The organism is Sporosarcina sp. NCCP-2222, from assembly GCF_023168145.1.
GTDB lineage: Bacteria > Bacillota > Bacilli > Bacillales_A > Planococcaceae > Sporosarcina.
In genome coordinates this window covers 34715-60887 of the sequence record NZ_BQYK01000012.1, presented here as the reverse complement: position 1 = coordinate 60887, position 26173 = coordinate 34715, and the positions used below count along the sequence as shown (strand labels likewise).

Here is a 26173-nt window from a genome sequence, read left to right as displayed (position 1 = left end):
CAATCGCTTGTTTCGCAAGTTCTATCTCCGTCAAATTCCCACCCCCGACTGCTCCACTTAAACATTAGACCCTACAACCGTAAAAAAGTTTTTGTTCCACGAGAAACATTTTTTGAAAAAGTTTTTCCGATGAGAACCCCTACAGATTTTCAACAAAAAAGGCAAACGGAGTTATTTTTCCGCTTGCCTTTTTATTCGAGTCAACTAGATGATTGGCCATATTATGAATAGTAATCTCACTCTATAGATTTTATTTTAGCACGTCAGGTGCTGGATAATCATAGCCCTTCGTATCCACTTCAATTGTCTTTATTTGTTGGTCTTCCAACGGCTTATTAGCAGCATCACGTTCCGCAGCAACGATTGCATCTGCTGTTTCCATGCCCTCCAACACTTTTCCGAACGCAGCATAATCTCCATCCAATTGTGGTGTGTCTTCCACCATGATAAAGAATTGGGAACCAGCCGTATCCGGATCCGTCGCCCGTGCCATCGAGATGACACCCCGTTCATGTTTCAAATCATTCTCAAATCCATTGTTCGTGAACTCGCCAGCGATTGAATAGTCAGGACCGCCTGAACCATTTCCAGCAGGGTCTCCCCCTTGAATCATAAAGCCAGGAATGACACGATGAAAGATAAGACCATCATAAAAGCCGTCTTTAATTAGAGAAATAAAATTGGCCACTGTATTTGGAGCAACTGCAGGCTCCAGTTCAATCACAATCGTTTCGTCGTTGCTCATCGTAATGGTCACAATCGGATTTTCCTTCACATCTGCCGGATAATCTTTTGCCTCGCTTGCATCCTTGGTCGTATCTTCCTTTTCCTTGGATGTGCCACAGCCCGTCAACACAAAAATGATTGCTAACAAACTTAAAAACAAATTACCTGCTTTTGTACGTGTTCTCATATTCCATCTCGCTCCTCTATGTATTCACCTTCTACTCTAATAGTACAAAATGTTTGATGATGAACACAACAGACAGAGTTGAAGTCTTTCATTTCATGTCAATAAAGATAGATAGAAAGCCATAAGCCCAAATGCAATGCAGGCAACTGCGACCGTATAAGTAGGAGAGGATCGCCGAATGGCTTCCGGTAGAATCTCCTTCATCGTAATCATATGAATCGTTCCTACAGTCAAGCTGATGAGAAATGCCCAAACCACTTGATGCTGCGCACCGATCAGCTGGCCGATGTATGCCCCTGCTGCGACTGGCAAGGCAATTAATACGGAGAGTATGCATAGGGAAAAGAAGCGGAGACCGGCGATACAGAGCGGGGTAAATAAAACCATGCCTTCTGGAATATTATGCAGCAGCATTGCTTGCCATAGAGCAACTCCAACGTCCGTATGTTCGCTCGTCCCCAGAACGACCCCCATCGGGAAATTATGCAGGGAAATGACCAAAGCGAGGAAGATCCCTGTGCTCCTGCCATGATCCTTATGAGAATGGCCCGGAAGGCAATGATGCATCCCCGTAAATAGAAGAACCCCTACGCCAAAACCAACTGAAAAGATAATCCAATTCCCTAGCTCTATCGCTTCAGGCACAATCTCGATGCTGACCAATCCAAGAAGCAGGCCCGTACAAACTGCATACACTGTACCAATGCTACGCTTGAAGCGGTGAATGAACGACGCAAGCCCGCCGCCTAAACCGATTCCCAAACAAGTCGACATGAACCCGACCACCCATATATGTCCCAAGCCACCATCCTTCATTGATTTGTTTCTATGGTTATATGGGACAGGGCGAGCAATTATTCGAAATCGACACCCCTAAATAAAGGGACCTGTTTTGTAGGGCTCACTGAAATATCTTTAGCAGGTGCTCACCATATCTTCTACATATGTAAGTAAATTCCGATACGTCGAGGCCCCTTTCAGCCGTTGTGCCGCTTCCCACAATGGCAATATGACTGCATCCTCCTTTTTGGAATACAGCAGAGTGTACGGCTCTTTAGATTGTTCCATTGCATGAAGGACAGAAGAATATTTGAATACTGACTGAAATTCATACCAGTCAAAATCCTGATGACTATTCGTTCGAATCACTTCACCCACATACGCTCCGATCCGACCGACAAAATTATCAAAGTGCTTGTCTAAAAGATCCGTTCTCTTTAGTCTTTCTACGTACAAATCAATGATTCGAACGCTCTCCACCGAATAGTCCAGGTTTCTTTTCGTCAAATTCTCTTGATCCCAAGCATCTTCTGAAACATCCTGGAACATTAACTTCGCCATTTGTTTCAAATCATCTTTTACTAATTTATTTCTCCCAAAGAAAGTAAACATAGTAGTGGGTCTCCTCTTAGAAATTCAATTGATACGCCATTTCTAAGCGTACCTCTTTTTTGGCAATATCCTCATTCGAGTAAGAAATCGTATTGAAGCCGACAACGCGAAAACCGTTCTTCAAATAAAATTGGATCGCAGGGTAATTGGAAGTCTGCGTTTCCAATACAACGGAGCGGACCCCTAATTCAACTGCCCGTTTTTTAGCTGTATCCATTAATCTCCTTCCAACCCCCTGCTGTTGGAACGCTGCATCGACATATAAATCGTGAATGAGCAATGTTTCATTCCAGTCCATTTTCTGAATGACCATCACCCCGGCCTCTGCCCCATCGACTTCTGCCAAAAAGACTTCAGAGCCTTCTTTATAATCCTCAAATAAATCCTCTTCCATATGTTTTACAAACGGCTGCTCCAAGGTTTCTTCCCGCAAGGTGAATGTCCACCCCTTGTCTATTTCTTCGAAAACCACATCATAGTATTTCTCTGAGGTATACTGAAACATTATTTTTTTTCCTGCCGGATAGTTTTCTTTGTAGATTTGTTGAATCGATAGCATAATAATTCCCCCTCACTCTAAAAAAATTGAAATTCAAATGCTTAACATCCAAAGTTATTTATTCCTCAACACGTCTGCAAGTTCATATAAGAAATGAGATTTTTTTATTTGATAATACCTTCCATCCTTTTGTAGGTATCCCTTATCACAGAACTGGGATAACACATGCAATAAGTGACGGTAGGATACCCCTAAATAATCACAAACGGTTACATGTTTCTCCTTATAAATCCCTTCGTCAGCTGTTTGTAAAATAAAGTCGGCAAGCCGGTTTTCAAGTGGAAAGGCCAGACTTTGAGAATACCTCGTTGCCATAAGTGTTGCTTTTACACTTAGAAACTTGGCTAATTCACGGAGGAATTTTGCATCTCCCATCAATTCTGTCCGACAATGACGAATGGGAAGAGCAAAACAAATGGTCTTTGTTAACGCTTGAATTCCTTTTGTATAGTACACCTCATTTAATAATTCCATTTCCCCAATGTAATCATGGGCATTGATAAAATTTAATAACGACACTTTCCCATTGTGGTGAGTGACGTAAATTTTGCCCTTCCCCTCAATCACATAAAATAAAAAATCGGATCTCGATCCCTCTTGAATAATCCACTCATCCCGTCGATATTCGTGTACCTCCATCATCTCTTCAACAGGAATAGAAAATAAATGTAAAATAGAGTGATTTCTCATGTATAATCGTTTTTTCTCGCCTTGATAAATTTCCATCTTCCACCTCAAAATATGAGATATCTCATATTATTCCTTCGTCATTCCATGATACCATGCAATCATCGGAGGGAATAACATGAACACACATCGTTGGATGAGCATGCAGTTTTTTTGTTTTTTTATAACATGGGGCGTTTTTCTTCCTTATTGGACGGGGTGGCTGACTCATGCCAAAGGGCTTACAGTTCCTCAGGCTAGCTTAATCATGAGCTTTGGGCTCATTGCACGAGGCCTTTCCACTTTAGTTGCTTTCCCTTATTTATCAGGGAAATTCAGTAGTAAAGCTTTATTACATGGAGCGGGAATTGGTACACTGCTTGTTATTCTGTTTTACATTCCATCCAGTTCCTTTAGCAGTTTGCTTATTGTCACGTTAGCATTCCAATTCCTTTATCCAGCCATGATGCCTGCTTTGGATAGTGCGGCTGGCCTTCTCGTACAAAGTAACCAACTACGAGATTATGGTAAAAGCCGTCAATGGGGCTCCATTGGTTTCATATTAGCAGGCATAATTCTTTCTATCTTCACAGCAATGCTCGGAGATCAAGTGATTTTATGGGCGTTTTTACTTGGCATCGTCGTATTCGTTTGTCTTGGTTTTCTACATGCTCCTGACATTCTAGCTACAAAACCACCAGTAGATCAGGAACAAAAAGGAGGCATATTAAGATTATTCCGTATTAAACACTTCGGTTTGGTACTTAGTATCGTCATCCTACTGCAAGCAGCCCATGCTTCTTATTACAATTATGGCTATCTCTTTTTGCAAGAAATCCATGCACCAAAATATTTAATCGGCGTTATTATCAACATTTCCGTGTTGGCGGAAATCATCTTTTTCGCCAACGCAGATCGGAGATTTAATAAATTTTCAGTAGGTTCATTGCTAGCCATAGCAGCATTGGGATCTACCTTACGATGGATCTTACTATTCGCGTTTCCAAACGTCATTGTTTTCTCTTTCGCTCAAACGTTGCACGCCTTCTCGTTTGCTATGGCGCATTATGCGTTTATGAAATACTTAATCAAACACATTTCACCTGCCCAGATTCCGAAAGCACAAGGCGTTTATTCAGCCCTGGCTCTTAGCTGGAGCACTGCTGTATTTACAATTTTCGGCGGCTACTTATACGAAATCGAGCCTAGATTTGCCTTTATCGGCATGATTGTTTCTACCATCCCCGCGATAATACTCGCGCTGATCTATCGAAAACTGGATGTTAACAAGGAAGGCAGGATTTAATAGAATTTTTTCTCTCCACATAAAAATAAGGCATTAGATTTGCTCATCTAATGCCTCTCGTTTATTTGGACAATTACAATGCCCTTAAAGCCTATCTATTTGTTTCAGTTAGAATAAATTCCACTTTTAAAATAGAGTAATGCGCGCTGTCTGCCAGGACTCCTTTTATCATTTGATTTTGACGAAGCGTGCCTTCGTAAGTCATCCCTAATCGTTTCAGTATCTTGATAATGCTTTAATCATCGTAAACTTTCTGTCTATAACTCCTCCTATTCAACTGTTACACCGTAGAATGATCCTAAAAAGGTAAAGCATACACTGTTCCTCCGTATGCTTTTTTAACTAATTGTTTGATTCAATTGGATTAAAACGCTATTAAACTGTTTGGTAAGGAAAGGGGAAACTTGACCGATTTCAGACACAGTTTCCAGTAGCGCAAAGGTATGCCCACCCCATGGGCCCTGTGGATCAAATACTTGCCTCCCGATTCGTATGCCTGTTGCATCAACATGGCTGTCCAGTAGATGGATGCCTTTATAAAGCAGGTCTGTTGGCAGCGGTTTTTTCCTGCGACGTGACCATTCCACCAAAAAGGCCATGCCTCGAAGTATATCGTATTCAAAAAATCTTGGAAAGCAAGGTTTAAGCCATTCTTTATCTATGATTTCTCCTGTTTGTTTTGAATACACTAAACAATGTTCAATCAAATAACGTGCGCCTTGATCCAAGAAAAAAGCTTCCTCCTCAGTGAAATCGCGGTTTGTATACCACAAAATTGCCTCAAGAGGAGGTAGCGTTGAAATGATTGAACTCTTATTTGAACAAGTATAAGCATCAGGTTCACAGTTCAACCCACCATCCGGTAGCTGATGCTTTAAAAACCACTCGCGAATCCATGGTAGTTCCTTGTCTAAATCGCATCCATATTCCATCAAAATCATATAGAATACTGCAAGCTCACAATGGCAGCAATCCATCTTCATCTTATCCATTTCAGTTGTTGGAAGGTCTTCCGCTGATTTAACGAAAATAGGCCAGGTTTGAGCTTCAAGTATATATTTAGCTTTTAAAATAGCCGATTCAGGAACCTGTCTTACTTCCCCCATTTCATATAAAGCTGCCAGGTGCCACCAGAAACCATCCCATTTTCTACGGCTATTTTCGATGCCTTCAATGGGCAATTTGGGATAAGACTCAAGAAATTTAATAGAATCTTCAATTGCGTATTGAATAGTTTCCACTTTGATAACCTCCATACCCTTGTATACCTTAATTAGATTGAACGTTGAATTTTCAACTTCTGCTTTGCTATAACAAGTGAAATGCATTTCCTTATAAGGTAGCTATGCAATAAGCAATACTACTAATGTTCCTTCAAAGAAGTTCTCTCGTGTTGAAGCAGCCATTCCTTACTCCAGAGGCCTTCTGATAAGTCTGGCAATATTTGTTCGGACCTTATTCTATATAATCACACACGAATCGGTCAGTTCAAAATACCATTCGAGGAAGGAGTTAAAGCTTTTCCATTGCGGATCCAATTGACCAGCAAAAAAACTCTCCATCTCCTGGCCCAATCCTAGGCCTAACACTTCGTCTGTGTTCTTATTATAAAAAAAGCCGAACTCCCCTTGAAAGTTATCCAATGGAATATATTCTGCAGGCAACTTTAAAACACCATGCGTTCTCTCCATGCCGAACATATAATCAGAAGAATTGATCATAAACCAACAGATTTGATAGATTTCACGTCGCCTATTAAAGAAAGTCGGCCCATCTTCTGCATGCAAATAAAACGTGGCAAAATCTGATCCCAAATCGATGCCTAACTTTACTAGTGCATGTTCATACTCCTCTAAAACGTCTTCAAACCACCAATTTTTAGTTTTACAATAATTAATCACTTTTACTGATAGCATCTCGACTGCCCCTTCGAAATAGTCTTGCGTCCCTTCACTTACAGTTCACCTTCAAGAAATTGAATGAGGTACACCTCAGGCTGCATGAGAAACTCTGTAAAGCTGCATAAATCTGCATAAACCTGGTGCTCCACGTCATAACAACCGATCAGACCCTTTTTCTTCGGATTCCAAACGAGCTGTAGATCAGAGTAATTATCGATATCCGCTGATAAACGCAGCAGCTTTTGCCTGCCGAGTTTCATCTCAAACGTATCGGTCAATGTTAAAAAGTCGATATATCCGATTTCAAATTCATTCTGTGCAAGCTCAAGACGGAGCTTATCTCCAGTAAGAAAGCTGACCAGCTCATTGGGTAATTTATATTTTTTCAGCTCATGTTTCTTGTTCTCTAGATTATGTATTTCAGCAGGCTCTAGCGATTTTAAATAGTCGGCCATGTCTGTATGCTTATTACTGACGGCAATCGTGTAAGGCCTCTCGCCATCCTTTTCTGCTAATGTAACGTCCGCCCCATGTTCAATCAAAAATTTGACCATGGCCAAATTCCCCATGCGCGCCGCAACGGTTAACGGGGTCGCTTGATATGGGTAGACCTTATCCGGTTTGTTGTAATTGATGTCCACCCCATGATCGAGCAAATACGTGAGTGTCTTGAGATCGTGGTCCGATGCGGCTTGACGTAATACGTCGCCGCCATGCTTCTTCATATCTAAACCCAGCTCATGAATAAGCGGGATGTTCTTTTTGTTGCCATAATAGGCCTGCGAATATGCACCTGATCCTGTTTGATTGAGCATGTCCAACTTGGCCCCTTGTGCCACAATGTACCGAACTATGTCTTCCTTGCAATAGCGGACAGCTCGCAGAAATGCCGGATTATGTTGGACATTGAGGTTGACCCCGTGCTCAACCAAAAGCTTTACTACCTCCCTTCTCTGCGATACAAGCGCCAGATCCAATGGGCTCAATATAATATGCTTGCTAAGTATAATGCCCTCCTCAATATCCCAACCTGCTGTCATTGCAGCATGCAAAGCCGGAATATTTCCTTGGTATATATGCATTGCAATTACCGGGAGTTCCTCAAACTTCCCGATATCTTTCAAAACAATCATCCCAAAACACCCCTATAGCGACAATTTTATAGAGCACTTCTTTATCAACCTTTATTTTAACATTTATCTTTTTCGCATAATTAGCTGAAGTTCGAATGGCTGGTTTTCTTTACATTAAGATCGCACGTTTTCCAATATACGCTTTTCTCCGATAAACACTTAAGACTAAGCCGATTAAAATGGCATTTAGCAGTAATGATATAATCCCATAGCTAATAAACGGCAACGGCATAGATATTATAGGCAATATGCCAAACACCATGAAAATCGAGTATATACTTTGACAGCTGTATAATGTTACTGCTCCCAAAACAAGTAGTTTACCAAATGATTGCGGCATTGTACGGACCAGCCATAAAATGCGCAGTGCCACTGTGAGCATTAATATGATGATCGCAATTCCCGCAACATAGCCATACGATTGAATCAACTGTACCAATGCATAATCGGTGTGTGCTTCAGGGACATAGTAATTCGTCCCTGCACCGAACCAGCCAGCTCCTGCAAGTGCTTTCTTTAATTGAAGTATCACGTAACCTGCCGTATCCGCATATAATTCAGGATGTAAAAATGCTGCGATACGCACTGTTTGATACGACATACCTACATAATGATAGGCATATACACTATAAGCCGCTATTGCCATCCCCAAACTTCCTACAGTTAAACATACATATAGCTTCACTTTTCGACTGAAGTAGCTAGAGCTAAACAATACCGCTATCACTCCAACATAGAGCAGCGTTACAGTCAGATTTGATAGCTTCATTAAAAGGCATAGTGGAACTAATATGAACACAGTTAGTTGCCAGCCTTTCCATTTCCGTTCGGTAAAAAAAACTGCAAAAGCTACTAATAATAATGGCAGTGTCATCCATGCATGAATACGAACCAGACCTATTTGATACACGGCCTTTCCATGAATAAATCCATTCGGCATAATCCATAAAACGAATAATAACAACAGTGCGCCCCCATAAATCAGCAAACTATAACGTTGCAATTTACGGTAATCGAAATACATGATGGCAGCTATTCCTGCAATGGCTACCAGTATATGTATGATTTTATTTTTGACAAAGTAACCCTTCATATTTAGGCCATAGGGTTCACTAAAATCAGTCGTTAAAATCGGTGCAAAGCTTGCGGCGATTAATAGCAAGACTGCGCCAATCAGCCAAAAATCCCATTTGGGCCGATGTAACTTGTCCATCGATTTCCCGAGCTGCGAAGCAGAACCCATTTCCGCAACCGCTTTTTCTTCGGCTTCAATTGGTGAGTAGCCTTTATTCACCCAGCCTTGTGTAGATTGCGTCAGATGGTGTTTCAATTCTTCTTCTACATAGCTTCGTGCCTCTTTAGAACGGATATGGCTTGTAACTTGCTGCACAAATTGTTTACTCAACATGCATACGTCCCCCCCAAAGCAGTTCCTTAACAGATAGCTTTGCATAAACATTGTCTGCCTGTAATTGCTTTTTCCCGAGCTTCGTTAATTGATAGTACTTTACACCACTTTCCCACCTTGCAGAAAGCCACCCATGCTGCTCGGCTTCATGTAAAATGGAGTATACCATTCCTTCATTCTCTATAATTTGCTCGACACCACATGCATGGAGCATTTGTGTTACCTCCATGCCTGATCTTAATTCTATGAGCATGTATAGTATTTTTTGTTTGAGGGGTACTACTTGTAACTGTTGATGTATTTGCTGTTGATGCTTTGCCTTAAATTCTATTTTATGAAAGACAGTCCGATCGACTGCTTTTTTTAAACTTTTTAAGCGTTCTTCCATACTACTCACGCTCCAGTCGTTTTTTTAATAATTGTTTGGCTTTTCGCAGTCTTGTTTTCACGGTACTTTCGTTTAGCTGCAGGACGTCTGCCATTTCTTTCATCGACTGCTCCTCGTAATAGTATAAATAGATGACTTCACGGTACTTAATTGGGAGTGCAAACACAGCACGTACTAGTTCGTCGTCTTGTTGTCGCTGCATAACCTGCTGCTCGATACAATCCCCGCTTTTCACTTGTGCAAAAAGGTCTTCTCTTGTCGCTACCACATTCTTTGCATACCAGCTTTTCAAATAATCTTTTGTGTGATTAATCGCAATGCGCCATAACCAAGTTTTCATTGAGGAATTAAACTGGAAGGTTGGCAATGCCTTATAGCACTTCACAAAAATTTCTTGTGTTAAATCTTCCGCAATCGAGAGGTTATGTACGTACTGCATAACTAACTGTAAGATGTCTTGCCCATAATCGGTCATTAGTTCATCGATAATTGTGTCATACGAAGGTAATTTCATTTGTTCAATTGAATAGCTATCCAATTCATTCCCCCCCTTCATACTATTAGACGAGTGCCGATGAATGTAGGTTTGGTTTTTATTTGTAATTAACTCTAATAAGTACGATCGTAATTATTTATCATTGTGTATATAGGAATGTTTTTTCATAAACGTTAAATAACGCCCACCTGTTATTCCAGTGGGCGCTATTTCATGCATATAATCAGTAAACCTTTTCTTCAACCGCAACAGCTACAGGCACAAATTCAAATTTTGTTACATCCACAAGTCCTACATCCGTGATTTTCAATTTCGGAATCACGGCTAACGACATAAAGCCTAATGTCATGATGGGATCGACATCTTCTGCAATTCCGAGTACTTCACGTGCCACATCATCAACTTTGCGTTGCTCTTCGATGACCTCTTCTCCTGAAAGATGACTCATCAGTCCAGCTACCGGAAGCGCCATTGTATGGAGGACCTTGCCGTCTGCGACGAGGACAACCCCGCCGTCCTGTTCTTTCAATTTCTCAACGGCCAATGCCATATCCTCGTCATTGGTTCCCGTCACAATCAGGTTATGTGAATCATGGGCGATGGAGATGCCAATTGCACCTTTTTGGATGCCGTAGTCTTTCAATAAACCGACGAATACGTTCCCCGTGTTATGGTGTCTTTCAATCACAGCAATTTTGGCAACCGGATTATTAGGGTTGTATACGAATTCTCCTGCCTCGTCCAGATCGACTTCGACAATGGCTTCATTGGTTAACGCTTCGGTTTGAATCACTTCAATCGCTCTCGCTTTCTTTGAATCTAACTTCAAGGAAAGCTTCTCTTTGGAAAAATTACTGACATGTACACTAGATTGTACGGAAGAAATTTCGGCTCTCGTAAATGGCAGTACGTATTTCGCTTGATTCGCCACAAGTTTCCCTTCGATATATGTTTGTTCCACTACCAAGTTGTCAAGATCATTGAAAATGACCAAATCGGCTCTTAATCCTGGTGCCACAGCGCCACGGTCATTCAACTGACAGCATTCTGCCGCGTTGATGGTAGCCATTTGAATGGCTTGTATCGAATCCACATTTTCCTCTACACAAATACGGATTGCGTTATCCAAATGACCTTTTTCAATAATAGTTTTGGCTTGTACATCATCACCACATAAAACACAGCGGCGGAAATTTTGAGTCGTAACGCCCTTTAGCAAAGTACGCAGATTCTGCGTCACAGATCCTTCCCGTAAAAAGACATACATCCCTCGGGAAATACGGGCCTGCATCTCTTCTATAGTGGAGCATTCATGGTCATTTTCTACACCAGCCGCAATATATGCGTTAAGTTCCTTTCCATTTACCATCGGACTATGCCCATCAATTCGCTTCTGTAGCTTCTTCGCTACTAACAGTTTATCCAGCACCTCATCCTTGGCCTCGATGACCCCTGGGAAATCCATAAATTCAGCGAGTCCCTTCGCTTTTCCAGTTTCTAATGGAGTTACCATATCAGAAGCTGTTAACACCGCACCGGCATTTTCCATATCGGTTGCTGGAACACAAGATGGCAACATGTACTGGATATCTAACGCCGTGTGTTCTGCTGCCTCAATCATATAATCTAGCCCTTTAAGTCCCGCTACGTTAACAATTTCATGGGGGTCTGCCATCACAGTCGTCGTGCCATGGGGTACAAGTAAACGCCCAAATTCCTCTGGCGTCACATAGGAAGATTCCACGTGAATATGTGGATCAATAAAACCCGGTGCAATATATTTTCCTTTTACATCAACAACCTCTTTACCTTCGTAAGATTCGCCAATACCAGCAATTTTCCCATCGACAATAGCCACATCGCCAACAAGGATACTTCCTTGATAGACATCCACGATTTTACCGTTTTTCAAAACAAGGTCTGCAAGTTTACGCCCTGCCGCTACGTCAATTAGCTGTTTTAATTCTTCTTTTTGCACTCTTTTCCCCGCCCATCTGATTAGTATAAAAAAAAGCCCAAGCACACGCTCCCCACTAGGAAAAGCAATGCACTTCGGGCTTTTAATATCGAAATACAAAAGACCGAAACCTTTAAAATCAGTAAAGGTTTTCAGTCTTTAGCTTTTCATAGTCCGTTCATTTACGGTGAACAGGTAGAAACTCGCAGGCCATATCCCCGCTATTATATGAAAACACCATATGCAGTTTTTAAGTTTTTTAAGTATAGCATTATTTTGGATTTTTGCAATCGGTTTTTCGGATGGACATGGTGGAAGGGTAAACCTTTATATTGACCCATAACTCTTTTGATAATCTTTCACAAAACTCATTCCATCCAAACTTCTTGCAATGTTTGCCTAAACAATTCATCTAATTTTTCTGTCGGATCCTTCGCTTCCACTTGAAGCGTTTTACTATATTCTTCGATTCGATTTAGTTCTCTTTCTATAAAATCATTAATTACATAAATACGTGGTTCAATATCTAACTCATCCCCTATTAGCTTTCTTTTTAATAGATGTTCCACTGCATTTTTCAATTCACTTTCTGGAATGATGTCTTCCAATAATTCATGAAAGCTAATTGGAGGTGTCCTATTATATTTTTCAATCCACATACATGCTAATATCGGTCGTAGTACATAAAAATACTTTTTTATTTTTACTTCTGGACCTTGTAGGTACTCACGATAATTATTCATCGCCATATTTAAATAATGATGCAGCATTGAATTTGGATAATAAACTTCAGATTCTAAAGACCGCATATTACCTATAAACGAGTATTTTTGATAATAAACGATATTGCTTCTTAACCATTCTAAAAGTGGGGGATTATTCTTTCTAAAAAGACGCAGCGCTTTTGTGATTTCCCAACCGCTTATATCTAATAAATCATTGATTGGCTCTTCAATTACATCTCTCTTTGCTCCAATTCCTTGTGGATCGATTGACAGATACCATTCCGGTGAATGAATATAAATAAAGCGAACATCATAATCGCTGTCTTTTGAAGGAAACCCCCATGCTCTACTTCCAGATTCAACAGCATATAAGATCTTTACGTGGTATCTCTCTTCTATTTCTAACAATTTCGTTTGAATGATTTCGTTCATTTTCATTCCCCCTTAAGCTTATAAGAACTATCTCTATCTTATCAAACAAAACAATTGGAATCTCGGTTTGGTTAATAAATCCAACATCTGCCCAACTTACTTTTAATACTCTTCACCTTTACGAGGCTAAGCGCCAAATAGGCGCCTCCTCATCATTTATCCTTCCATTTGAATATCCATGCCTGCTCTCTCATTTTCGCTTGACAAGAAAAAGAAACAAACCTATTATGACCGTAGTCATTAAATGACCCGAGTCATAAAATAAGGAGGTAAGACAATGCTAAGGGAAGCGCGGAAAAAGGAATTAAAGGAAAAAATCTTTTTACAAGCTCTCCAACTTTTTCGCGACAAGGGGTTTGAGCAGGTCACGGTTCAGGAGATTACAGCCACGTGTGGCATTGGGAAGGGAACCTTTTTTAATTATTTCGCTAAGAAAGAGGACATCTTGCTTTACCTTGGAGAATCCCAAATTGAGCTGCTGCAGCAGAGCATGGAGAAGCACCGGAATATCGACCAACCTAAAAAACAAATTCTGCACGTGTTAGACGATCTTCTTCATCATTTTTCATCTCATAGCGAACTCATGAAACTGGCGTCAATGGAAATTATTAAGTCGGCTTCTCTTGCTGGAAAAGAATCAAAAAGCGTTCAACAATTGCATCGGCAGCTGGCATCTATGATCAACAGTGCCAAACAAGACGGTAAATTGCATAGTCGTTGGGAAACGGATATCATCGCCACAGCAATTGTTGGCGTCTATTTCCATACAATCCTGTCATGGACACTGCTGGAAGCCCAATATTCAACCATAAACGAATCATTCAGAAGACAATTTGATGTCGTTTGGGAAGGCATTGATCATAGCTAGAAGGGGAAATGCGTTATGTCAAAGACAGTTCTGATTATAGGTGGCGGCATTGCAGGTCTATGCACCGCGATCACCTTGCAGCAAATAGGGATGAACGTAAAAGTATTTGAAAAAAGTACCGAGCCTGCTGTTGCTGGTGCAGGCATCATTATCGCTCCAAATGCTCTAGAAGCGCTAAATCCCTACCGCATCTCCGATGAAATCATTCGAAAAGGTCATCCAAGCGACGGCTTCAACATATTAACGGACCGAGGCCGGCTGATCACTCAACTCGCTATTCCTCCCGGCTATGGCAATTTATACTCTATACACCGCAAGGATTTACATCATATTCTTTTATCTGCGCTCCCTCCCGGCACTATAGAATGGGGGAAACAATTTTTACATCTTGAGCAAAAGGATAACCATGTCCAGGTTACGTTCAGTGACGGCAGTCAAGCGGTAGGCGATTTAGTAGTTGCCGCGGATGGCATACACTCCAACATTCGCAAACAAACTCTTAAAGAAGATATATATCGCTATGCCGGCTATACTTGCTGGCGTGGTGTTATTTCTGTGGACGGTCTTCCAGGCTTATCTCATCGTTTTATCGAGACTTGGGGAACAAAGGGCCGATTTGGCATCGTCCCGCTGCCAAAAGATAAAGTGTATTGGTATGCACTGATCAATGCCCGCCAAGGTGATTCCCATGTTGCGAATTATTCTGTGGAGGACCTGCAGCGCTTGTTCCAAAACTATCATGATCCCATACCAAGCCTGTTATTGAAAATGGCTTCCCATGACATGATCCATCGAGATATCGTGGATATCACACCGATGGAACGCTTCTACTCGGATCGGGTTGTTTTTATCGGCGATGCCGCTCACGCCATTACTCCCAATATGGGACAGGGCGCCTGCCAAGCGATTGAGGATGCGCATATCTTAGCCGAATGCTTGCGCGTACAGAGCGATTATCAGGGAGCATTTGCGGATTACGATGCCAGACGCAGAAGAAGGATCAAACTCATATCAAAACAATCTTGGAGGACCGGACAAATGGCACAATTGGAAAACTTCCTGTTCACTAGTGTCAGAAATCGACTAATGAAGTATGCCCCTAAAAGGATTTATCGCAACCAGGCCCAACGCTTGTACAAGTTTCAGCTCAAGGGTTGAAGCATTCATACTATATGGTCACAAACCTCGGAATACTTTCTTCCGACGTTCCCGTCTGCCTTTTAGAATAGAAGCAACACGAGTCCTACCAACTCGTGTTGCTCTATATAGCAATCCAATTTATTTCTCTCACAAAAAAATTTGCCTTATATATAATAAAAATTTCAAAAATCCTCTCCACTGTTTCATTTTCTCCTCTAATATCTAATATCTTACATCAGAGTTTTCATATACGGATACTTCCTCCATACATAATAGCTTAAAAGGAAGCTTAGCATATTGTAGTAATCAAAATGTGCATATTCAGTTTGGATAATTCCAAGGAACCCGCTCCATTGGTCAATAGGATACCAGATTTCTAAATAAGAAGGGTTTTGACTTTCATCTATAGAACTAAGTCAAGGTAAGAAACCATTTTTAACTTTCATGATAGAAATAGCAATATACGTAGAAATTAATAACAACGGAGTGATAGCTTGTACACAAAAACTGAAATTTTTAATGATATTGTTTCAATTTTAAAGAATGACTATGCAGGCTTTGAAGAGAAAAGGAAATATAACTATCCTCAAAATTATACAGTGACTGACAATATGGATGATGCGACGTTTACACAAACGATTCAAGAATATTTATCTGATTTCAAAGATGGCCACCTATCTTTTAGAAATAAAAAAAGGAAAACACCTTTCCGGGGCTTTCGCGTACGTCGCTATGAAGACGCGCTATACGTAACTGAAGTTTTAGGCGAGCAACGCTTACAAGTTGGTGATAAAATAACAGCGATGAACGGCGACTCGATTAAATTTGCTTCGTACCGTTACATGAAATTATTACAAGACGACGTGCATGAGCGCCAAATGTGGAATAGCGTGCTTCAATTTGCTGACCACATTGAATACGAGCGCGATGGGGAATCACATGAGCTCGATTTAACACAATACGATGCACCTGCCTATACACCAGAATATATTTTAAATCAGCTTAATGAACACACTGTTTATATAAAGCTAACGGACTTTAGCCATAGCGAACCCATTCAAAGAATGGTGGAAGAGCATGAGGCAATATTAAACTCTATGCAAAACATCATATTTGATGTACGTGTAAATTACGGTGGAAACGATATGTTTTATTTCCCGCTTGTTGGCTACACAATTGATGAAACGGTTCGTGCTTCACAAATTGTACAGCCCGATGAAGCAATGTATACAAACTATACAGCTAATAACTGTGATCTTTGGATTGAAACATTATCTGATTACTTAAAGCAGCCCCTTGATGCCGCAACGAGAATTGCACTTGAGAAGGATATCGAAAAGTTTAAAACAAATTACGGCGTTGGCATGAAAAAAGTCGAAGACAATGAGGATTTTACTTTCGAGCCTAAAGGAAACGTGAAAAAGGTGTTTATTCTTTCAGATGTAACATGCGGAAGCTCTGGTGAAACATTTATTAAAAACCTAAAGCATTCACCGAAAGTAAAAGTAATTGGCCGTCATACAAGGGGCATTCTTGATTACTTTAATGTCACCACGAAAGATTATGGGGATTATAAGTTCGGCTACAGCGTTTCAAAAATGTATGAAAAATATCATACCAATGACACTGGGACGCCGCCACATCTGTACATTCCTTGGACTCCACAGCATTTAGTAGAGGACGTAGATTTAAATTATGCACTACGTTTGTGTGATAGCGGATTACTTGAAGAAAGCTTTTCATCAACAGAAACAATCGATGTACAGGTGGAAATGAAAACATTTGATATGAGCAAATCAGACACGTGGACAGACGAACAATGGGCGATATGACGTGGTGATGAGCATATGTATGACGATGTTGGCGTTCAGCTTTTACTACTTGATGACGAAGAACTCTTTGTTAAAATTATGGGAATCAGCCAGAATGAAATAACCACCGCAATGACTTTTAATTTTGATGTTTTGAATAAGCTCCATCATCCAATTGCTCTTCAATTTGTTGAATGGACAATTGAAGGAAATACGTTTGATATATCACATGAACCTTTCATTATCGTCGATGCGAACAGTGATGTTCCTCGTTTCGGTAAAAAAATTAAATGTTCGCTTGATGCCAAATGGAATGATTCCTCTTTTACAGTAAACGTATTGCATGGCATTACTTTTGCGCCTATCAGAACATTAGAATTTAATATTCAAACGGTATATAAATTATTATTTTGAAAGTTACTATCTTCTAAAAACCACCTAAAACGCTGACACCCCAACGTTTTAGGTGGTTTTTTTAATAAAACGCACTTACTTATGATATGGTTCTCCGTATGATATCTAAATGAGGTTTTAAGGAAATAAAAAAACATCTGTTCATTCATCAAACAACCGTTTTTATAGTTTCTCTAATTCATCCGACATCATATATATTCACATATAAATGAAATTAATAAGAAATATATATTAAGAGTATTATCTCTACTCCTTAAATAGTCTAATGTTATAAATAAGTGTTTAGCTAACGTTGCTTTATAACGTAAGTAAAGAACCCACTCCTATCAATGAAGCATGATCTTTGAATAGAATTTTTAAGCACTACGCTTTCGTTTCCTCAAAATGCGTTAAAGCCGAAATATCTTATGGATTTACCACTATTACAAACAACAGTTTCTTATTATAAAATTTTATTAAAATAAATAGTAGATGTGCATAAAACATCATAAACTGGCTTTTTGCTTTGAAAGTGGCATTAGAAATATTATTGCAATATAAATGCCATGAACGTAAACGAATTAACACCTACTTGTTCTTTTTCTCAGAAAAACCTATGTTACGATTATTTAAAATTAGCAACCATGAATATGGAGGATAAATGAATGCTTAAAAAAATTATATCAATTGTACCCGTTGCAATGCTCTCGGTAACTTTAAGTGCTAATGTTCAAGCTGCAACTATTACTGTACAAAAAGGAGATACACTTTGGGATCTATCCCGTGCAAATAATACTTCTGTAGAAAATATTCAAAAGTTGAATCATCTTACTACCAACATTATTCACCCTGGGGATGTCCTAACCACTGCAGAGCAAAAACAATATACCGTTAAGCAAGGGGATACATTATGGGAAATAGCCCTAGATCATCAAGTAACAGTTTCACAAATTAAGGAATGGAACCAATTACATAGTGACCTCATTCATCCTGGTTTAAATCTCTCCATCTTTAACGGTATGGAAACTAGTACGGCTGTAACAGAAAAGCCAATAGCATCCGCAGCACATGAATCAAAGGAAACTACAACTTCAGCAACAAATAATACAAATTCCATGGATAGTAAACCTGAAGTAACCGCTCCATCAACAAATAATACAGCTTCAAAGGAAATTATAGTAGAAGCTTCAGCCTATACAGCTTCGTGTGAGGGATGTTCTGGTATTACAGCTACTGGAATTAACCTTAAAACAAACCCAAATGCAAAGGTCATCTCAGTTGACCCAACTATCATTCCACTTGGTAGTAAAGTTTATGTAGAAGGCTATGGTGAAGCGATCGCAGGGGATACTGGCGGAGCCATTAAAGGGAATCGAATCGATGTCTTTATTCCTTCTCAACAGGATGCAATCAATTTTGGAGTAAAACAATTAAAGGTCACAATTTTAAACTAACTTATCTATTACCAGCCTATCCTTAGGATTGTACAAGAAGGTGACTTAAAACCTTATATTAAGCAAAAAAAGAACCAGATTGGGTTCTTTTTTGCTTATTATTTTTGCCTTTCCAATTGGTTCGTATACGTCTCACTTACTTCTTCTCAACGTTACAGGTGGCTCATTTATAAACCTCACTTACTTATGATACGGCTCCCCCCGCATAATCCGAAACCCACGATACACCTGCTCCAACAACACCAGCTTCATCAACTGATGGGGAAAGGTCATCTTCGAAAACGACAGCAATTCATCCGCCCGTTTCAATACATCGCTATGTAATCCTAAAGATCCGCCAATGACAAACACGACTTTGCTCCGGCCGTATGTCATTAACGACTCGAGTCCTGCAGCCAGCTCTTCGCTCGTTTTCATCTTCCCTTCAATTGCGAGCGCAATGACATAGGCATCCGCCCCGATTTTAGCCAAAATCCGATCGGCTTCCTTTTTCTTGACGATTTCCATGTCGGCGTCGCTTAGGGATTCGGGTGCTTTTTCGTCGGTGACTTCGACGAGGTCGATTTTGGCGTAGGCTCCGAGCCGTTTGGCGTATTCGTCAATTCCCATTTTTAAATATTTTTCTTTTAGTTTTCCTACTGACACAATTGTAATATTCACAGGTTGTCCACCCTTTTCAAAAAGTTATTCACAAGACTTATGCACATATCCACAGAACTTATCTACATCTTGTGCCCGATTATTCGTTCGCCACAAGATAGGAAGCGGGCGTGTCGCAGTACTTGCACTTTGTGGATAACTTTTCGTTCTCTTGGACCTTTTCCATGATCGGAAATGTTTCTTCCTGGGCAACAAATTCGTCAAGTACTTGATTTATATGTGTTTCACAGCTATACATTTTCATTTATCTCATCCTTCCGCTCTTTTTTATTTTACACATAGTTATGCACAAAATCAGTAAACTATCCACATTGTTGAAAAACGGATAAAAAAACAGGCAGGATTAGCCGCTGTTTCAGCTTCCCTGCCTGTTGTGGATAAGCTTTCGTTACGTCTCTTGATATGAGTGTAACATTAGAACGTGTTTCCGTCCCGAAGTACCATTTCAATTTCCACTAACTTGCCCTCTCGGTATACTTTCATCTTCATCGCATCGCCGACTTGTTTCTCGTTATATAAATGCTTGCGCAAGCCGACCATGTCTTCGATTCTCTCCCCGTCCATCTCGACAATGACATCGTATTTTTGAACGCCTGCCGCTTCGGCTGGCGTATTCCGGAATACTTCCGTCACGACCACGCCGTCCGTAATGTCTTTTGGCATCCGCAAGACATCTCGTTGTTGTGTCGAAGGGATATCACGAAGGTTCAGCAAGCTGACGCCCATCGTCGGACGATTGACCGTTCCCGTCTTCTCCAAATTCTCAATGACTGGCACCGCTACATTGATCGGAATCGCCAATCCGATCCCTTCTACAGTCTCTTGGGTAATTTTCATGGAGTTAATGCCGACTAGCTGGCCTGCCAGATTGATAAGCGCGCCGCCGGAGTTTCCTGGATTGATGGCTGCATCGGTTTGGAGAACGTCCGCCTGCCAATCGATTGTTCCGTTTTTGTCCAGGTCGATCGGAATGGAACGGTCCTTTCCGGATACGACACCGACTGTTACCGATCCGGCAAAGCCTAAACCGAGCGGATTGCCGATCGCCATCACGGTCTCTCCGCGTTTCAATGCATCTGAATCGCCAAATTCGATTACTGTATCTACATGACTCGCATCGATTTCAACGACTGCCAAATCGGTCCATACATCACTGCCGATCAGCTTCCCGTCTACTTTTGTTCCGTCATCGAATGTGACCTCAAGTCCTTGTGAGCCCTCTACGACATGATGATTTGTTACGATATATGCCTTGCCGCCTTCCTTTTTATAAAGGACGCCTGATCCTGTCCCTATTTCTCTCGTCGTTTCGGAAGAGGACCAGAAATCCCGTACGGTCTGCAAATTCGTAATGCCGACGACCGCGTCCGCCACATCATTCACAATACCTGTTATATCCGTATTAATGTCGACGGAGACGCGCTCACTTTGCAAATTGTTCTGTCCAGTTTCTTCATGCTTCACAAGCGCCGCCTGATCCTGTTTGCCATTCATCGAATAGACGACAAGCCATACAATCAGTCCGCCTACAATGGCGCCGAACAGGGCAGGCAAAAAGCCGCTCCGCCGTTTCGGAGGGCGCTGATACTGGCGGTATGGCTCCTCTTTTCTTTCTTCGATTATCGGTTTTTCCTCTTCCCGGGGTCCTTGATTGAATTCGTCCATTGGCCTCTCCCTTTCTTAGACAGATACACTCACTTTACCCTTATTCTTTAAAATCAAAAACGTTGCTTCTCATTTTCTCCCCGTCCATAGAAAAAAGCACTCCAACAGCCGCGCTTCCGCCTCTGTCAAAGTGCTCTTGCTCTATACTGTCACGAGCTCCGTCGGCTTCTCAGCGTCCGTATCGAACAGATGAACATATTCGCCTGTCACGATGCCGCATGTTTGCAGTGTTTGCGAAACGCTCATTCGTGCCAGGTCTTTCATATTGTTGTCTTTGCTTAAATGGGACAAATAAATCCTAGTCTCTTTTAATGCGGCCACCTCACTCATGGCAACCGCCGCATCTTCGTTAGAGACGTGGCCGACATCGCTTAATATCCGGCGCTTAACCGACCATGGATACCGTCCCATCTGGAGCATGCTGACATCGTGGTTGCTTTCAAATACAAAAGCGTCTGCTCCGTGAATATGCCCCTTCATCCGGTCGCTCACATATCCCGTGTCCGTAATCAGGGCAAGCTTCCGGTCATTTTCATGAAAGACGTAAAACATTGGATCTGCCGCGTCATGCGAGACCGCGAATGATTGGACATCGATCGAACCGAATGATTGCACACTCTCCATGTCAAAATGGAATCGCTGCTCGGTCGGAATGTCACCGACCAATCCATCCATAGCCGCCCACGTTTTGCGGTTTGCGTAAATTGGCATGCCATACCGGCGTGCCAGCACGCCGATCCCTTTAATATGGTCGCTATGCTCATGGGTTACAAAGATGCCATTCACTTCTTTCATTGAACGGCCTATGCTCTCCAATTGCTGCTCCATCCGCTTCGCGCTCAATCCGGCGTCCACGAGGAATGCATAACCCTCTGTTTCAATATATATGGAATTGCCTGTACTTCCGCTGGCGAGCACACTAAAACGCATCGCAAAAACTCCTTACTCTTCTTCGACTTCCGGGTCCTCTGTTTCCTGAGACGGATCAAGATGGAACTCTATTACTTTACCTTCAATCGCATTAATAAAGTGATCTTCCATCTCTCCATCCTTCAATTCTACATGAACATTCCATGTCGGGGCAAATACTTGAGTTTCCTGTAATTGGACAAGCGTCGAGTAGCCCAGCTTCACTTCCCGGACTTTGGAATCCGGCTTGACATAGCCTCTTGTCACGAGAGAACCGACTGCTTCCACGGGCGTCAATAAATCCTTATGGTTATAATTCGAGAAGCTCTTCAGCATCTTTTGTGTATAGCCCGTAATATTCCCCTCATCGTTCCAATAGACGGTGAGCATGGCATTTGGGCTGAAATAAATGGGCTCCTCTCCTGCCACTTGGAAGAAGACTGCCTTCTGCTCCGTTTCATTGACTTCCCATAAGGTATATTCATTTCCGGCATATACATAATTGGCTAGAAAGTGTTCGAATTGATATTTCTTATTTGCATCTTTCACTGCCAGATCAGCTGTTAGCTTAGCTTGTATCGTTGTATCATTCTCTAAGAGCATGATGGATTGATCTTTCAAGCCTTCCAATTCGTCTTTCGTAAAGGTGGCAATTTTAGCGGATATATAGGACGATTTGGTTTTCACGTTTTGTGGAATGTCGTACGTTATATTATCCTGCTTCAACACTTCTTCAATTGATGTTCTGCCGATCAGCGCCACATTTTGGGCATCCGAACGCTGTTTAAAGTAAAGGGTATATAGAAAAATGTTCAGTATTGAAAAGACGACGATAAAAATCGTTTTGGTTTTATTCCAATCCAATCGGCTCACCTCCAAACTGTTCAGGTGAATAACGGATCCATTTTTGTTTGGATAAATAAAACCATCCCGGTTCCATAATGTATAGCTGCCGCTCCGTGTCATGCCGTATCGTGTAACCTAAAGTGAGATCTGCTACATTTTTGAATTCCGATTTATTGGCATGTCTCATCGACTCCGCTACATCTGTGCCGGAAGCCAGTTCTACTTCATCCTCTGTCAACAATTCGTCCAGCGTATAATACGGCCGGCTGTATTGTTGAATTCGGTTGACTCCGTAGTTCACTGTGATTTCAGTTGTACCGGAGGAATCGCTATGCACAGGCAATCCATCCATGGATAATTGGAATTTCACATAATGCGAACGTTGCCCCATATAAACGAATCGGTAAGAATCCGTCCAGCCCCCATGCTCATTGATGGAATCCAGTACATCCTTGAAAAGCTCGGAAGGAGCAGCAGGGTTCGTGTTTTGAGCATCCGGATGAACGAAATTCAACGTCTTCTTTTCCGTATCCACGATCATTTTGGCCACATTGTCGCCATACTCCTCGTGATTGGAATCGACCGGGCTCCTCCGTACCGCATTTGGATCGTTAAATAATGCATTCCGGAACCGTGTCGGGCTCACTTCCTGCTGAAAGAACGTCTTCTCCTTTAAAATCACCGGGTGGCTCGGAACTGCGATATACTGCTGATCATTCGTGCTGACTTTCTCATAATCAGGCAAATCCTTGCTGTCCAAGGCAATGACTTTATAAGAATTCAAGAATTCATCCGCCATGACTTTTCCCTGATAATGATCTCCTGTCGCATGATTGATGAAGTGCACTTTGAAATTATTCTCCGAGGCATTCCACTCTACGACAATCCGATCGAAGGTAGCCTCTGGAAGATTCGGTTCCTCTATGTTCAATAGGACATCATAGATTGGCAAGGGGACATTCCCTTGAAAGAATAGTGTCATGCGGTTCGGTTCGCTTAACAACTCGTTGAACTTTTTCTGGCTCATCTCTTGAGTAGACTTTGAAAACTCCGTCACTCGCCAATGCGACATTTCATACAGAAACACGTCGATTTCTTTTTCTTCCATTGTCCCTTTGAGCCCTGCCTCAGAATGGACAATCAGTTTATACGGCTTGACCAGTTCTCGGATCGACAGCTGTTTGGCGATCGATGTATCGACGGTTGACGTTGGTTCAATCGGGTCATAATTGGGCGTATACGTCCAGATGGAGAATGTGAACGCGACACTTAAAAGTACGAGCAGCAACAAGACGATCGATTTAATCGGCTCTAGATATTTCAACCCCACTCACCGTCCTCTTGTTGTTGTTCGTAAGGTAGTGTGAAAAAGATCGTCGTCCCTTTCCCTTCTTCGCTTTCCGCCCAAATATCTCCGCCATGTGCATTGATCATTTCCTTTGCTATGGCCAGTCCAAGACCCGTACCGCCCATCGCTCTGGACCTGGCTCGATCCGCACGGTAGAAACGTTCAAAAATCCGTGTGACATTCGCTTTCGGGATGCCCATCCCGTCATCGGAAATCATCACTTTAATGAAATCCCCAGACGTCGTCACGCCAAAACGGACGTCGCCTCCATCCGGCGAATACTTCAGTGCATTGGAAATGATATTGTCGATGACTTGCGTCAGTTTATCTGGGTCAATCTCGACAAATAAATCTTCCCTCGGCAGCAATCGTTTGAAATGGACGTTTTGCGACTTGGAGAATTCAAAACGTTCAATGATGGAATTGAAGAAATGATTGAACTCCACCCACTCTGTATCCAATTCATATTCTTTGCTGTCCATCCGGGACAACTTCAATAAGTCATTGACGAGCCGGATCATCCGCTCAGTTTCTGTTTGGGTTACGCGCAGGAAATTCGGTGCAATATCTTCGCTCTTCCATGCGCCATCCGCCAAAGCATCCAAATAGCTACGCATCGTTGTGAGTGGCGTCCGCAATTCATGAGAGACGTTGGATACGAATTCTCTTCGCTCCATATCAATCTTCTCCTGCTCGGTATTGTCATGGAGCACAACAATTAATCCATTCACAAATCCTGTTTCCCTTTGGGTGACTGAGAAGGTTGCACGCAGAATATACGGCTGTTCTTCCGTACTGAAATCAAGGGCGATCGATTCTTTCATCTGAATCAAATCCTCGAAGGCATAGTCCTGCTCCAAGCCGAGTACGCTCGTAATTGGCCGATTTAATACGAGATCACGGGTTACACGCAGCATCATTAACGCAGAGTCATTGATCAGGCTGATGCGCCCTTTTCGATCTGTCGATATGACGCCGTCGGTCATATTTTCTAGTACAGAAGCGAGCTTACGCTGCTCACTCTCGGTCGTCGACTGCGATTCCTGAAGCTGATTTGTCAGATGATTGAAGGCAATCGCGAGCTGCCCCATTTCATCATTGCCATAGACATGGACTTTCCTCGAGAAGTTCCCCTTGGCCATCGCCTGCGCCTGGCGTCTCATATCGGAAATCGGCCTTGTAAAGGTCTGGGCGATAAATATTCCGATGATAAGGGTAATCGTCAGGGATACCGCAACGCCTCCTGCGAGAATCTGGTTGATTTCATCGATTTGCTTGTATACTTTTTCGATATTTGCCTCGACATAAAGTGTCCCTAAGATTTCGTTGCCGTCCATAATCGGCTTTACTTTGACGAAAACCCGTTTTCTATTCTTTGGATCCAAATTCGTCGAATCCACATCTGCTTCGGTCGTCATCGCTTTTCGGACAATGTCCTCTTTCATCGTTTGGTTTTCCAACCCACGATTTTCGAGCACCGATGTCGCCAAAATCTTATATTTTGAATTGATGACCCGTATTTCATTAATATCTTCTGAAGTAAAACCCGAAAGGACGGTCCGAAGACTGTTCTTTTCAGAAGCCGGATCGTCCGCGGACCGTTCTTTTAATAATTCTTCACGCACACTGAATGCAACTAGATTCAATCGATCCTCCAAGGAAGTCGTAAAGTTTGTCTTCAGTGCATGCTCCAGCTCACGGGCGAAATATAACCCGATCACTTCCATCGCAATGATGATGAGCAGAATGTAAATCAAGACGAACTTTGTATGGATGGAACGGAAAAAACCGACCTTTTGCATT

Annotated in this window: 27 protein-coding genes and 1 riboswitch; of the genes, 7 read left to right on the top strand and 20 right to left on the bottom strand. The window is 41.8% G+C overall.

From position 1 onward, the window contains the following. A partial coding sequence (locus NCCP2222_RS19015; RefSeq protein ID WP_248513962.1) for a hypothetical protein occupies window positions 1-231 on the top strand: 231 nt, incomplete at its 5' end. Window positions 232-250: 19 nt separating this feature from the next. On the opposite strand, the gene NCCP2222_RS19010 is transcribed toward NCCP2222_RS19015, so the two are convergent. The 5 genes from NCCP2222_RS19010 to yeiL form a co-directional block, all read right to left on the bottom strand. Then, window positions 251-913 (bottom strand): peptidylprolyl isomerase, encoded by a 663-nt coding sequence (locus NCCP2222_RS19010; protein WP_248513961.1) that lies wholly within the window; start codon window positions 911-913, stop codon window positions 251-253. A 93-nt stretch (window positions 914-1006) separates the two neighbouring features. Beyond that, entirely contained in the window at window positions 1007-1687 is a 681-nt protein-coding gene (locus tag NCCP2222_RS19005) for a ZIP family metal transporter (protein WP_248513960.1), read from the bottom strand. Between the two features lie 141 nt (window positions 1688-1828). After that, a complete protein-coding gene (locus NCCP2222_RS19000; protein ID WP_248513959.1) occupies window positions 1829-2305 on the bottom strand; it encodes a hypothetical protein in 477 nt (158 codons plus the stop codon). A gap of 16 nt (window positions 2306-2321) precedes the next feature. Continuing rightward, on the bottom strand, window positions 2322-2864 hold the full coding sequence (locus NCCP2222_RS18995; protein ID WP_248513958.1) for a GNAT family N-acetyltransferase: 543 nt from the start codon (window positions 2862-2864) through the stop codon (window positions 2322-2324). 54 nt (window positions 2865-2918) lie between these two features. Next, window positions 2919-3590 carry a transcriptional regulator YeiL gene (yeiL, locus tag NCCP2222_RS18990; RefSeq protein WP_248513957.1) on the bottom strand — a complete coding sequence of 224 codons (672 nt, stop codon included), beginning with the start codon at window positions 3588-3590 and terminating at the stop codon, window positions 2919-2921. Between the two features lie 79 nt (window positions 3591-3669). Between yeiL and NCCP2222_RS18985 the strand changes: the two genes are divergently transcribed. Continuing rightward, window positions 3670-4836: an MFS transporter gene (locus tag NCCP2222_RS18985; RefSeq protein WP_248513956.1), complete on the top strand. Its 1167-nt coding sequence runs from the start codon at window positions 3670-3672 to the stop codon at window positions 4834-4836. A gap of 338 nt (window positions 4837-5174) precedes the next feature. Here NCCP2222_RS18985 and NCCP2222_RS18980 read toward each other — a convergent pair whose 3' ends face one another. The 8 genes from NCCP2222_RS18980 to NCCP2222_RS18945 form a co-directional block, all read right to left on the bottom strand. Further along, a complete protein-coding gene (locus NCCP2222_RS18980) occupies window positions 5175-6077 on the bottom strand; it encodes a hypothetical protein (protein ID WP_248513955.1) in 903 nt (300 codons plus the stop codon). Window positions 6078-6296: 219 nt separating this feature from the next. Then, on the bottom strand, window positions 6297-6752 hold the full coding sequence (locus tag NCCP2222_RS18975) for a hypothetical protein (RefSeq protein WP_248513954.1): 456 nt from the start codon (window positions 6750-6752) through the stop codon (window positions 6297-6299). Window positions 6753-6790: 38 nt separating this feature from the next. Then, a complete protein-coding gene (locus NCCP2222_RS18970; RefSeq protein ID WP_248513953.1) occupies window positions 6791-7870 on the bottom strand; it encodes an ankyrin repeat domain-containing protein in 1080 nt (359 codons plus the stop codon). A 109-nt stretch (window positions 7871-7979) separates the two neighbouring features. Beyond that, window positions 7980-9278, bottom strand: coding sequence for an FtsW/RodA/SpoVE family cell cycle protein (locus NCCP2222_RS18965; protein ID WP_248513952.1), 1299 nt, complete (start codon window positions 9276-9278; stop codon window positions 7980-7982). Next, entirely contained in the window at window positions 9268-9666 is a 399-nt protein-coding gene (locus NCCP2222_RS18960; RefSeq protein ID WP_248513951.1) for a helix-turn-helix transcriptional regulator, read from the bottom strand. The genes NCCP2222_RS18965 and NCCP2222_RS18960 overlap by 11 nt, the downstream gene beginning before the upstream one ends. A gap of 1 nt (window position 9667) precedes the next feature. Next, complete coding sequence (locus NCCP2222_RS18955; protein ID WP_375709221.1) at window positions 9668-10204, bottom strand: sigma-70 family RNA polymerase sigma factor; 537 nt, start codon at window positions 10202-10204, stop codon at window positions 9668-9670. A gap of 181 nt (window positions 10205-10385) precedes the next feature. Beyond that, complete coding sequence (gene ade, locus NCCP2222_RS18950) at window positions 10386-12140, bottom strand: adenine deaminase (RefSeq protein WP_248513950.1); 1755 nt, start codon at window positions 12138-12140, stop codon at window positions 10386-10388. Window positions 12141-12269: 129 nt separating this feature from the next. Next, window positions 12270-12371: riboswitch (purine riboswitch) on the bottom strand. Window positions 12372-12487: 116 nt separating this feature from the next. Continuing rightward, window positions 12488-13276: a nucleotidyltransferase domain-containing protein gene (locus NCCP2222_RS18945; RefSeq protein WP_248513949.1), complete on the bottom strand. Its 789-nt coding sequence runs from the start codon at window positions 13274-13276 to the stop codon at window positions 12488-12490. Between the two features lie 277 nt (window positions 13277-13553). Here NCCP2222_RS18945 and NCCP2222_RS18940 point away from each other — a divergent pair, with 277 nt between their 5' ends. The 5 genes from NCCP2222_RS18940 (at window position 13554) to NCCP2222_RS18920 (ending at window position 18942) form a co-directional block, all read left to right on the top strand. After that, window positions 13554-14144, top strand: coding sequence for a TetR/AcrR family transcriptional regulator (locus tag NCCP2222_RS18940; protein ID WP_248513948.1), 591 nt, complete (start codon window positions 13554-13556; stop codon window positions 14142-14144). Window positions 14145-14159: 15 nt separating this feature from the next. Continuing rightward, window positions 14160-15302 carry an FAD-dependent oxidoreductase gene (locus NCCP2222_RS18935; protein ID WP_248513947.1) on the top strand — a complete coding sequence of 381 codons (1143 nt, stop codon included), beginning with the start codon at window positions 14160-14162 and terminating at the stop codon, window positions 15300-15302. 476 nt (window positions 15303-15778) lie between these two features. Next, window positions 15779-17116: a S41 family peptidase gene (locus NCCP2222_RS18930; protein WP_248513946.1), complete on the top strand. Its 1338-nt coding sequence runs from the start codon at window positions 15779-15781 to the stop codon at window positions 17114-17116. Window positions 17117-17131: 15 nt separating this feature from the next. Then, the gene (locus tag NCCP2222_RS18925) at window positions 17132-17509 is read left to right on the top strand and encodes a hypothetical protein (RefSeq protein ID WP_248513945.1); all 378 of its coding nucleotides are present in this window, start codon (window positions 17132-17134) and stop codon (window positions 17507-17509) included. A gap of 644 nt (window positions 17510-18153) precedes the next feature. Continuing rightward, window positions 18154-18942: a LysM peptidoglycan-binding and 3D domain-containing protein gene (locus NCCP2222_RS18920; RefSeq protein WP_248513944.1), complete on the top strand. Its 789-nt coding sequence runs from the start codon at window positions 18154-18156 to the stop codon at window positions 18940-18942. Window positions 18943-19122: 180 nt separating this feature from the next. Here the strand turns inward: NCCP2222_RS18920 and rlmH are convergent, their stop codons facing one another. The 7 genes from rlmH to walK form a co-directional block, all read right to left on the bottom strand. Beyond that, entirely contained in the window at window positions 19123-19602 is a 480-nt protein-coding gene (rlmH, locus tag NCCP2222_RS18915) for a 23S rRNA (pseudouridine(1915)-N(3))-methyltransferase RlmH (protein WP_248513943.1), read from the bottom strand. Between the two features lie 79 nt (window positions 19603-19681). Beyond that, window positions 19682-19846 (bottom strand): CxxH/CxxC protein, encoded by a 165-nt coding sequence (locus tag NCCP2222_RS18910; protein ID WP_248513942.1) that lies wholly within the window; start codon window positions 19844-19846, stop codon window positions 19682-19684. Window positions 19847-20016: 170 nt separating this feature from the next. Beyond that, complete coding sequence (locus NCCP2222_RS18905) at window positions 20017-21267, bottom strand: S1C family serine protease (RefSeq protein ID WP_248513941.1); 1251 nt, start codon at window positions 21265-21267, stop codon at window positions 20017-20019. A 141-nt stretch (window positions 21268-21408) separates the two neighbouring features. Beyond that, window positions 21409-22197: an MBL fold metallo-hydrolase gene (locus tag NCCP2222_RS18900; RefSeq protein WP_248513940.1), complete on the bottom strand. Its 789-nt coding sequence runs from the start codon at window positions 22195-22197 to the stop codon at window positions 21409-21411. A 12-nt stretch (window positions 22198-22209) separates the two neighbouring features. Then, window positions 22210-23040, bottom strand: a complete 831-nt coding sequence (locus NCCP2222_RS18895) for a two-component system regulatory protein YycI (protein ID WP_248513939.1) — start codon at window positions 23038-23040, stop codon at window positions 22210-22212. Next, on the bottom strand, window positions 23027-24352 hold the full coding sequence (locus NCCP2222_RS18890) for a YycH family regulatory protein (protein ID WP_248513938.1): 1326 nt from the start codon (window positions 24350-24352) through the stop codon (window positions 23027-23029). The genes NCCP2222_RS18895 and NCCP2222_RS18890 overlap by 14 nt, the downstream gene beginning before the upstream one ends. Continuing rightward, window positions 24343-26172: a cell wall metabolism sensor histidine kinase WalK gene (gene walK, locus NCCP2222_RS18885; protein ID WP_248513937.1), complete on the bottom strand. Its 1830-nt coding sequence runs from the start codon at window positions 26170-26172 to the stop codon at window positions 24343-24345. The genes NCCP2222_RS18890 and walK overlap by 10 nt, the downstream gene beginning before the upstream one ends. Window position 26173 lies beyond the last annotated feature (1 nt).

Coding starts and splice junctions, on each gene's coding strand:
- NCCP2222_RS18905 (WP_248513941.1), bottom strand. CDS start 21,267: ATGGACGAATTCAATCAAGGACCCCGGGAAGAGGAAAAACCGATAATC.
- NCCP2222_RS18900 (WP_248513940.1), bottom strand. CDS start 22,197: ATGCGTTTTAGTGTGCTCGCCAGCGGAAGTACAGGCAATTCCATATAT.
- NCCP2222_RS18985 (WP_248513956.1), top strand. CDS start 3,670: ATGAACACACATCGTTGGATGAGCATGCAGTTTTTTTGTTTTTTTATA.
- NCCP2222_RS19000 (WP_248513959.1), bottom strand. CDS start 2,305: ATGTTTACTTTCTTTGGGAGAAATAAATTAGTAAAAGATGATTTGAAA.
- NCCP2222_RS18935 (WP_248513947.1), top strand. CDS start 14,160: ATGTCAAAGACAGTTCTGATTATAGGTGGCGGCATTGCAGGTCTATGC.
- NCCP2222_RS18975 (WP_248513954.1), bottom strand. CDS start 6,752: ATGCTATCAGTAAAAGTGATTAATTATTGTAAAACTAAAAATTGGTGG.
- NCCP2222_RS19005 (WP_248513960.1), bottom strand. CDS start 1,687: ATGTCGACTTGTTTGGGAATCGGTTTAGGCGGCGGGCTTGCGTCGTTC.
- NCCP2222_RS18960 (WP_248513951.1), bottom strand. CDS start 9,666: ATGGAAGAACGCTTAAAAAGTTTAAAAAAAGCAGTCGATCGGACTGTC.
- NCCP2222_RS19010 (WP_248513961.1), bottom strand. CDS start 913: ATGAGAACACGTACAAAAGCAGGTAATTTGTTTTTAAGTTTGTTAGCA.
- NCCP2222_RS18995 (WP_248513958.1), bottom strand. CDS start 2,864: ATGCTATCGATTCAACAAATCTACAAAGAAAACTATCCGGCAGGAAAA.
- NCCP2222_RS18945 (WP_248513949.1), bottom strand. CDS start 13,276: ATGAACGAAATCATTCAAACGAAATTGTTAGAAATAGAAGAGAGATAC.
- NCCP2222_RS18920 (WP_248513944.1), top strand. CDS start 18,154: ATGCTTAAAAAAATTATATCAATTGTACCCGTTGCAATGCTCTCGGTA.
- NCCP2222_RS18910 (WP_248513942.1), bottom strand. CDS start 19,846: ATGAAAATGTATAGCTGTGAAACACATATAAATCAAGTACTTGACGAA.
- NCCP2222_RS18970 (WP_248513953.1), bottom strand. CDS start 7,870: ATGATTGTTTTGAAAGATATCGGGAAGTTTGAGGAACTCCCGGTAATT.
- NCCP2222_RS18965 (WP_248513952.1), bottom strand. CDS start 9,278: ATGTTGAGTAAACAATTTGTGCAGCAAGTTACAAGCCATATCCGTTCT.
- walK (WP_248513937.1), bottom strand. CDS start 26,172: ATGCAAAAGGTCGGTTTTTTCCGTTCCATCCATACAAAGTTCGTCTTG.
- yeiL (WP_248513957.1), bottom strand. CDS start 3,590: ATGGAAATTTATCAAGGCGAGAAAAAACGATTATACATGAGAAATCAC.
- NCCP2222_RS18940 (WP_248513948.1), top strand. CDS start 13,554: ATGCTAAGGGAAGCGCGGAAAAAGGAATTAAAGGAAAAAATCTTTTTA.
- NCCP2222_RS18925 (WP_248513945.1), top strand. CDS start 17,132: ATGTATGACGATGTTGGCGTTCAGCTTTTACTACTTGATGACGAAGAA.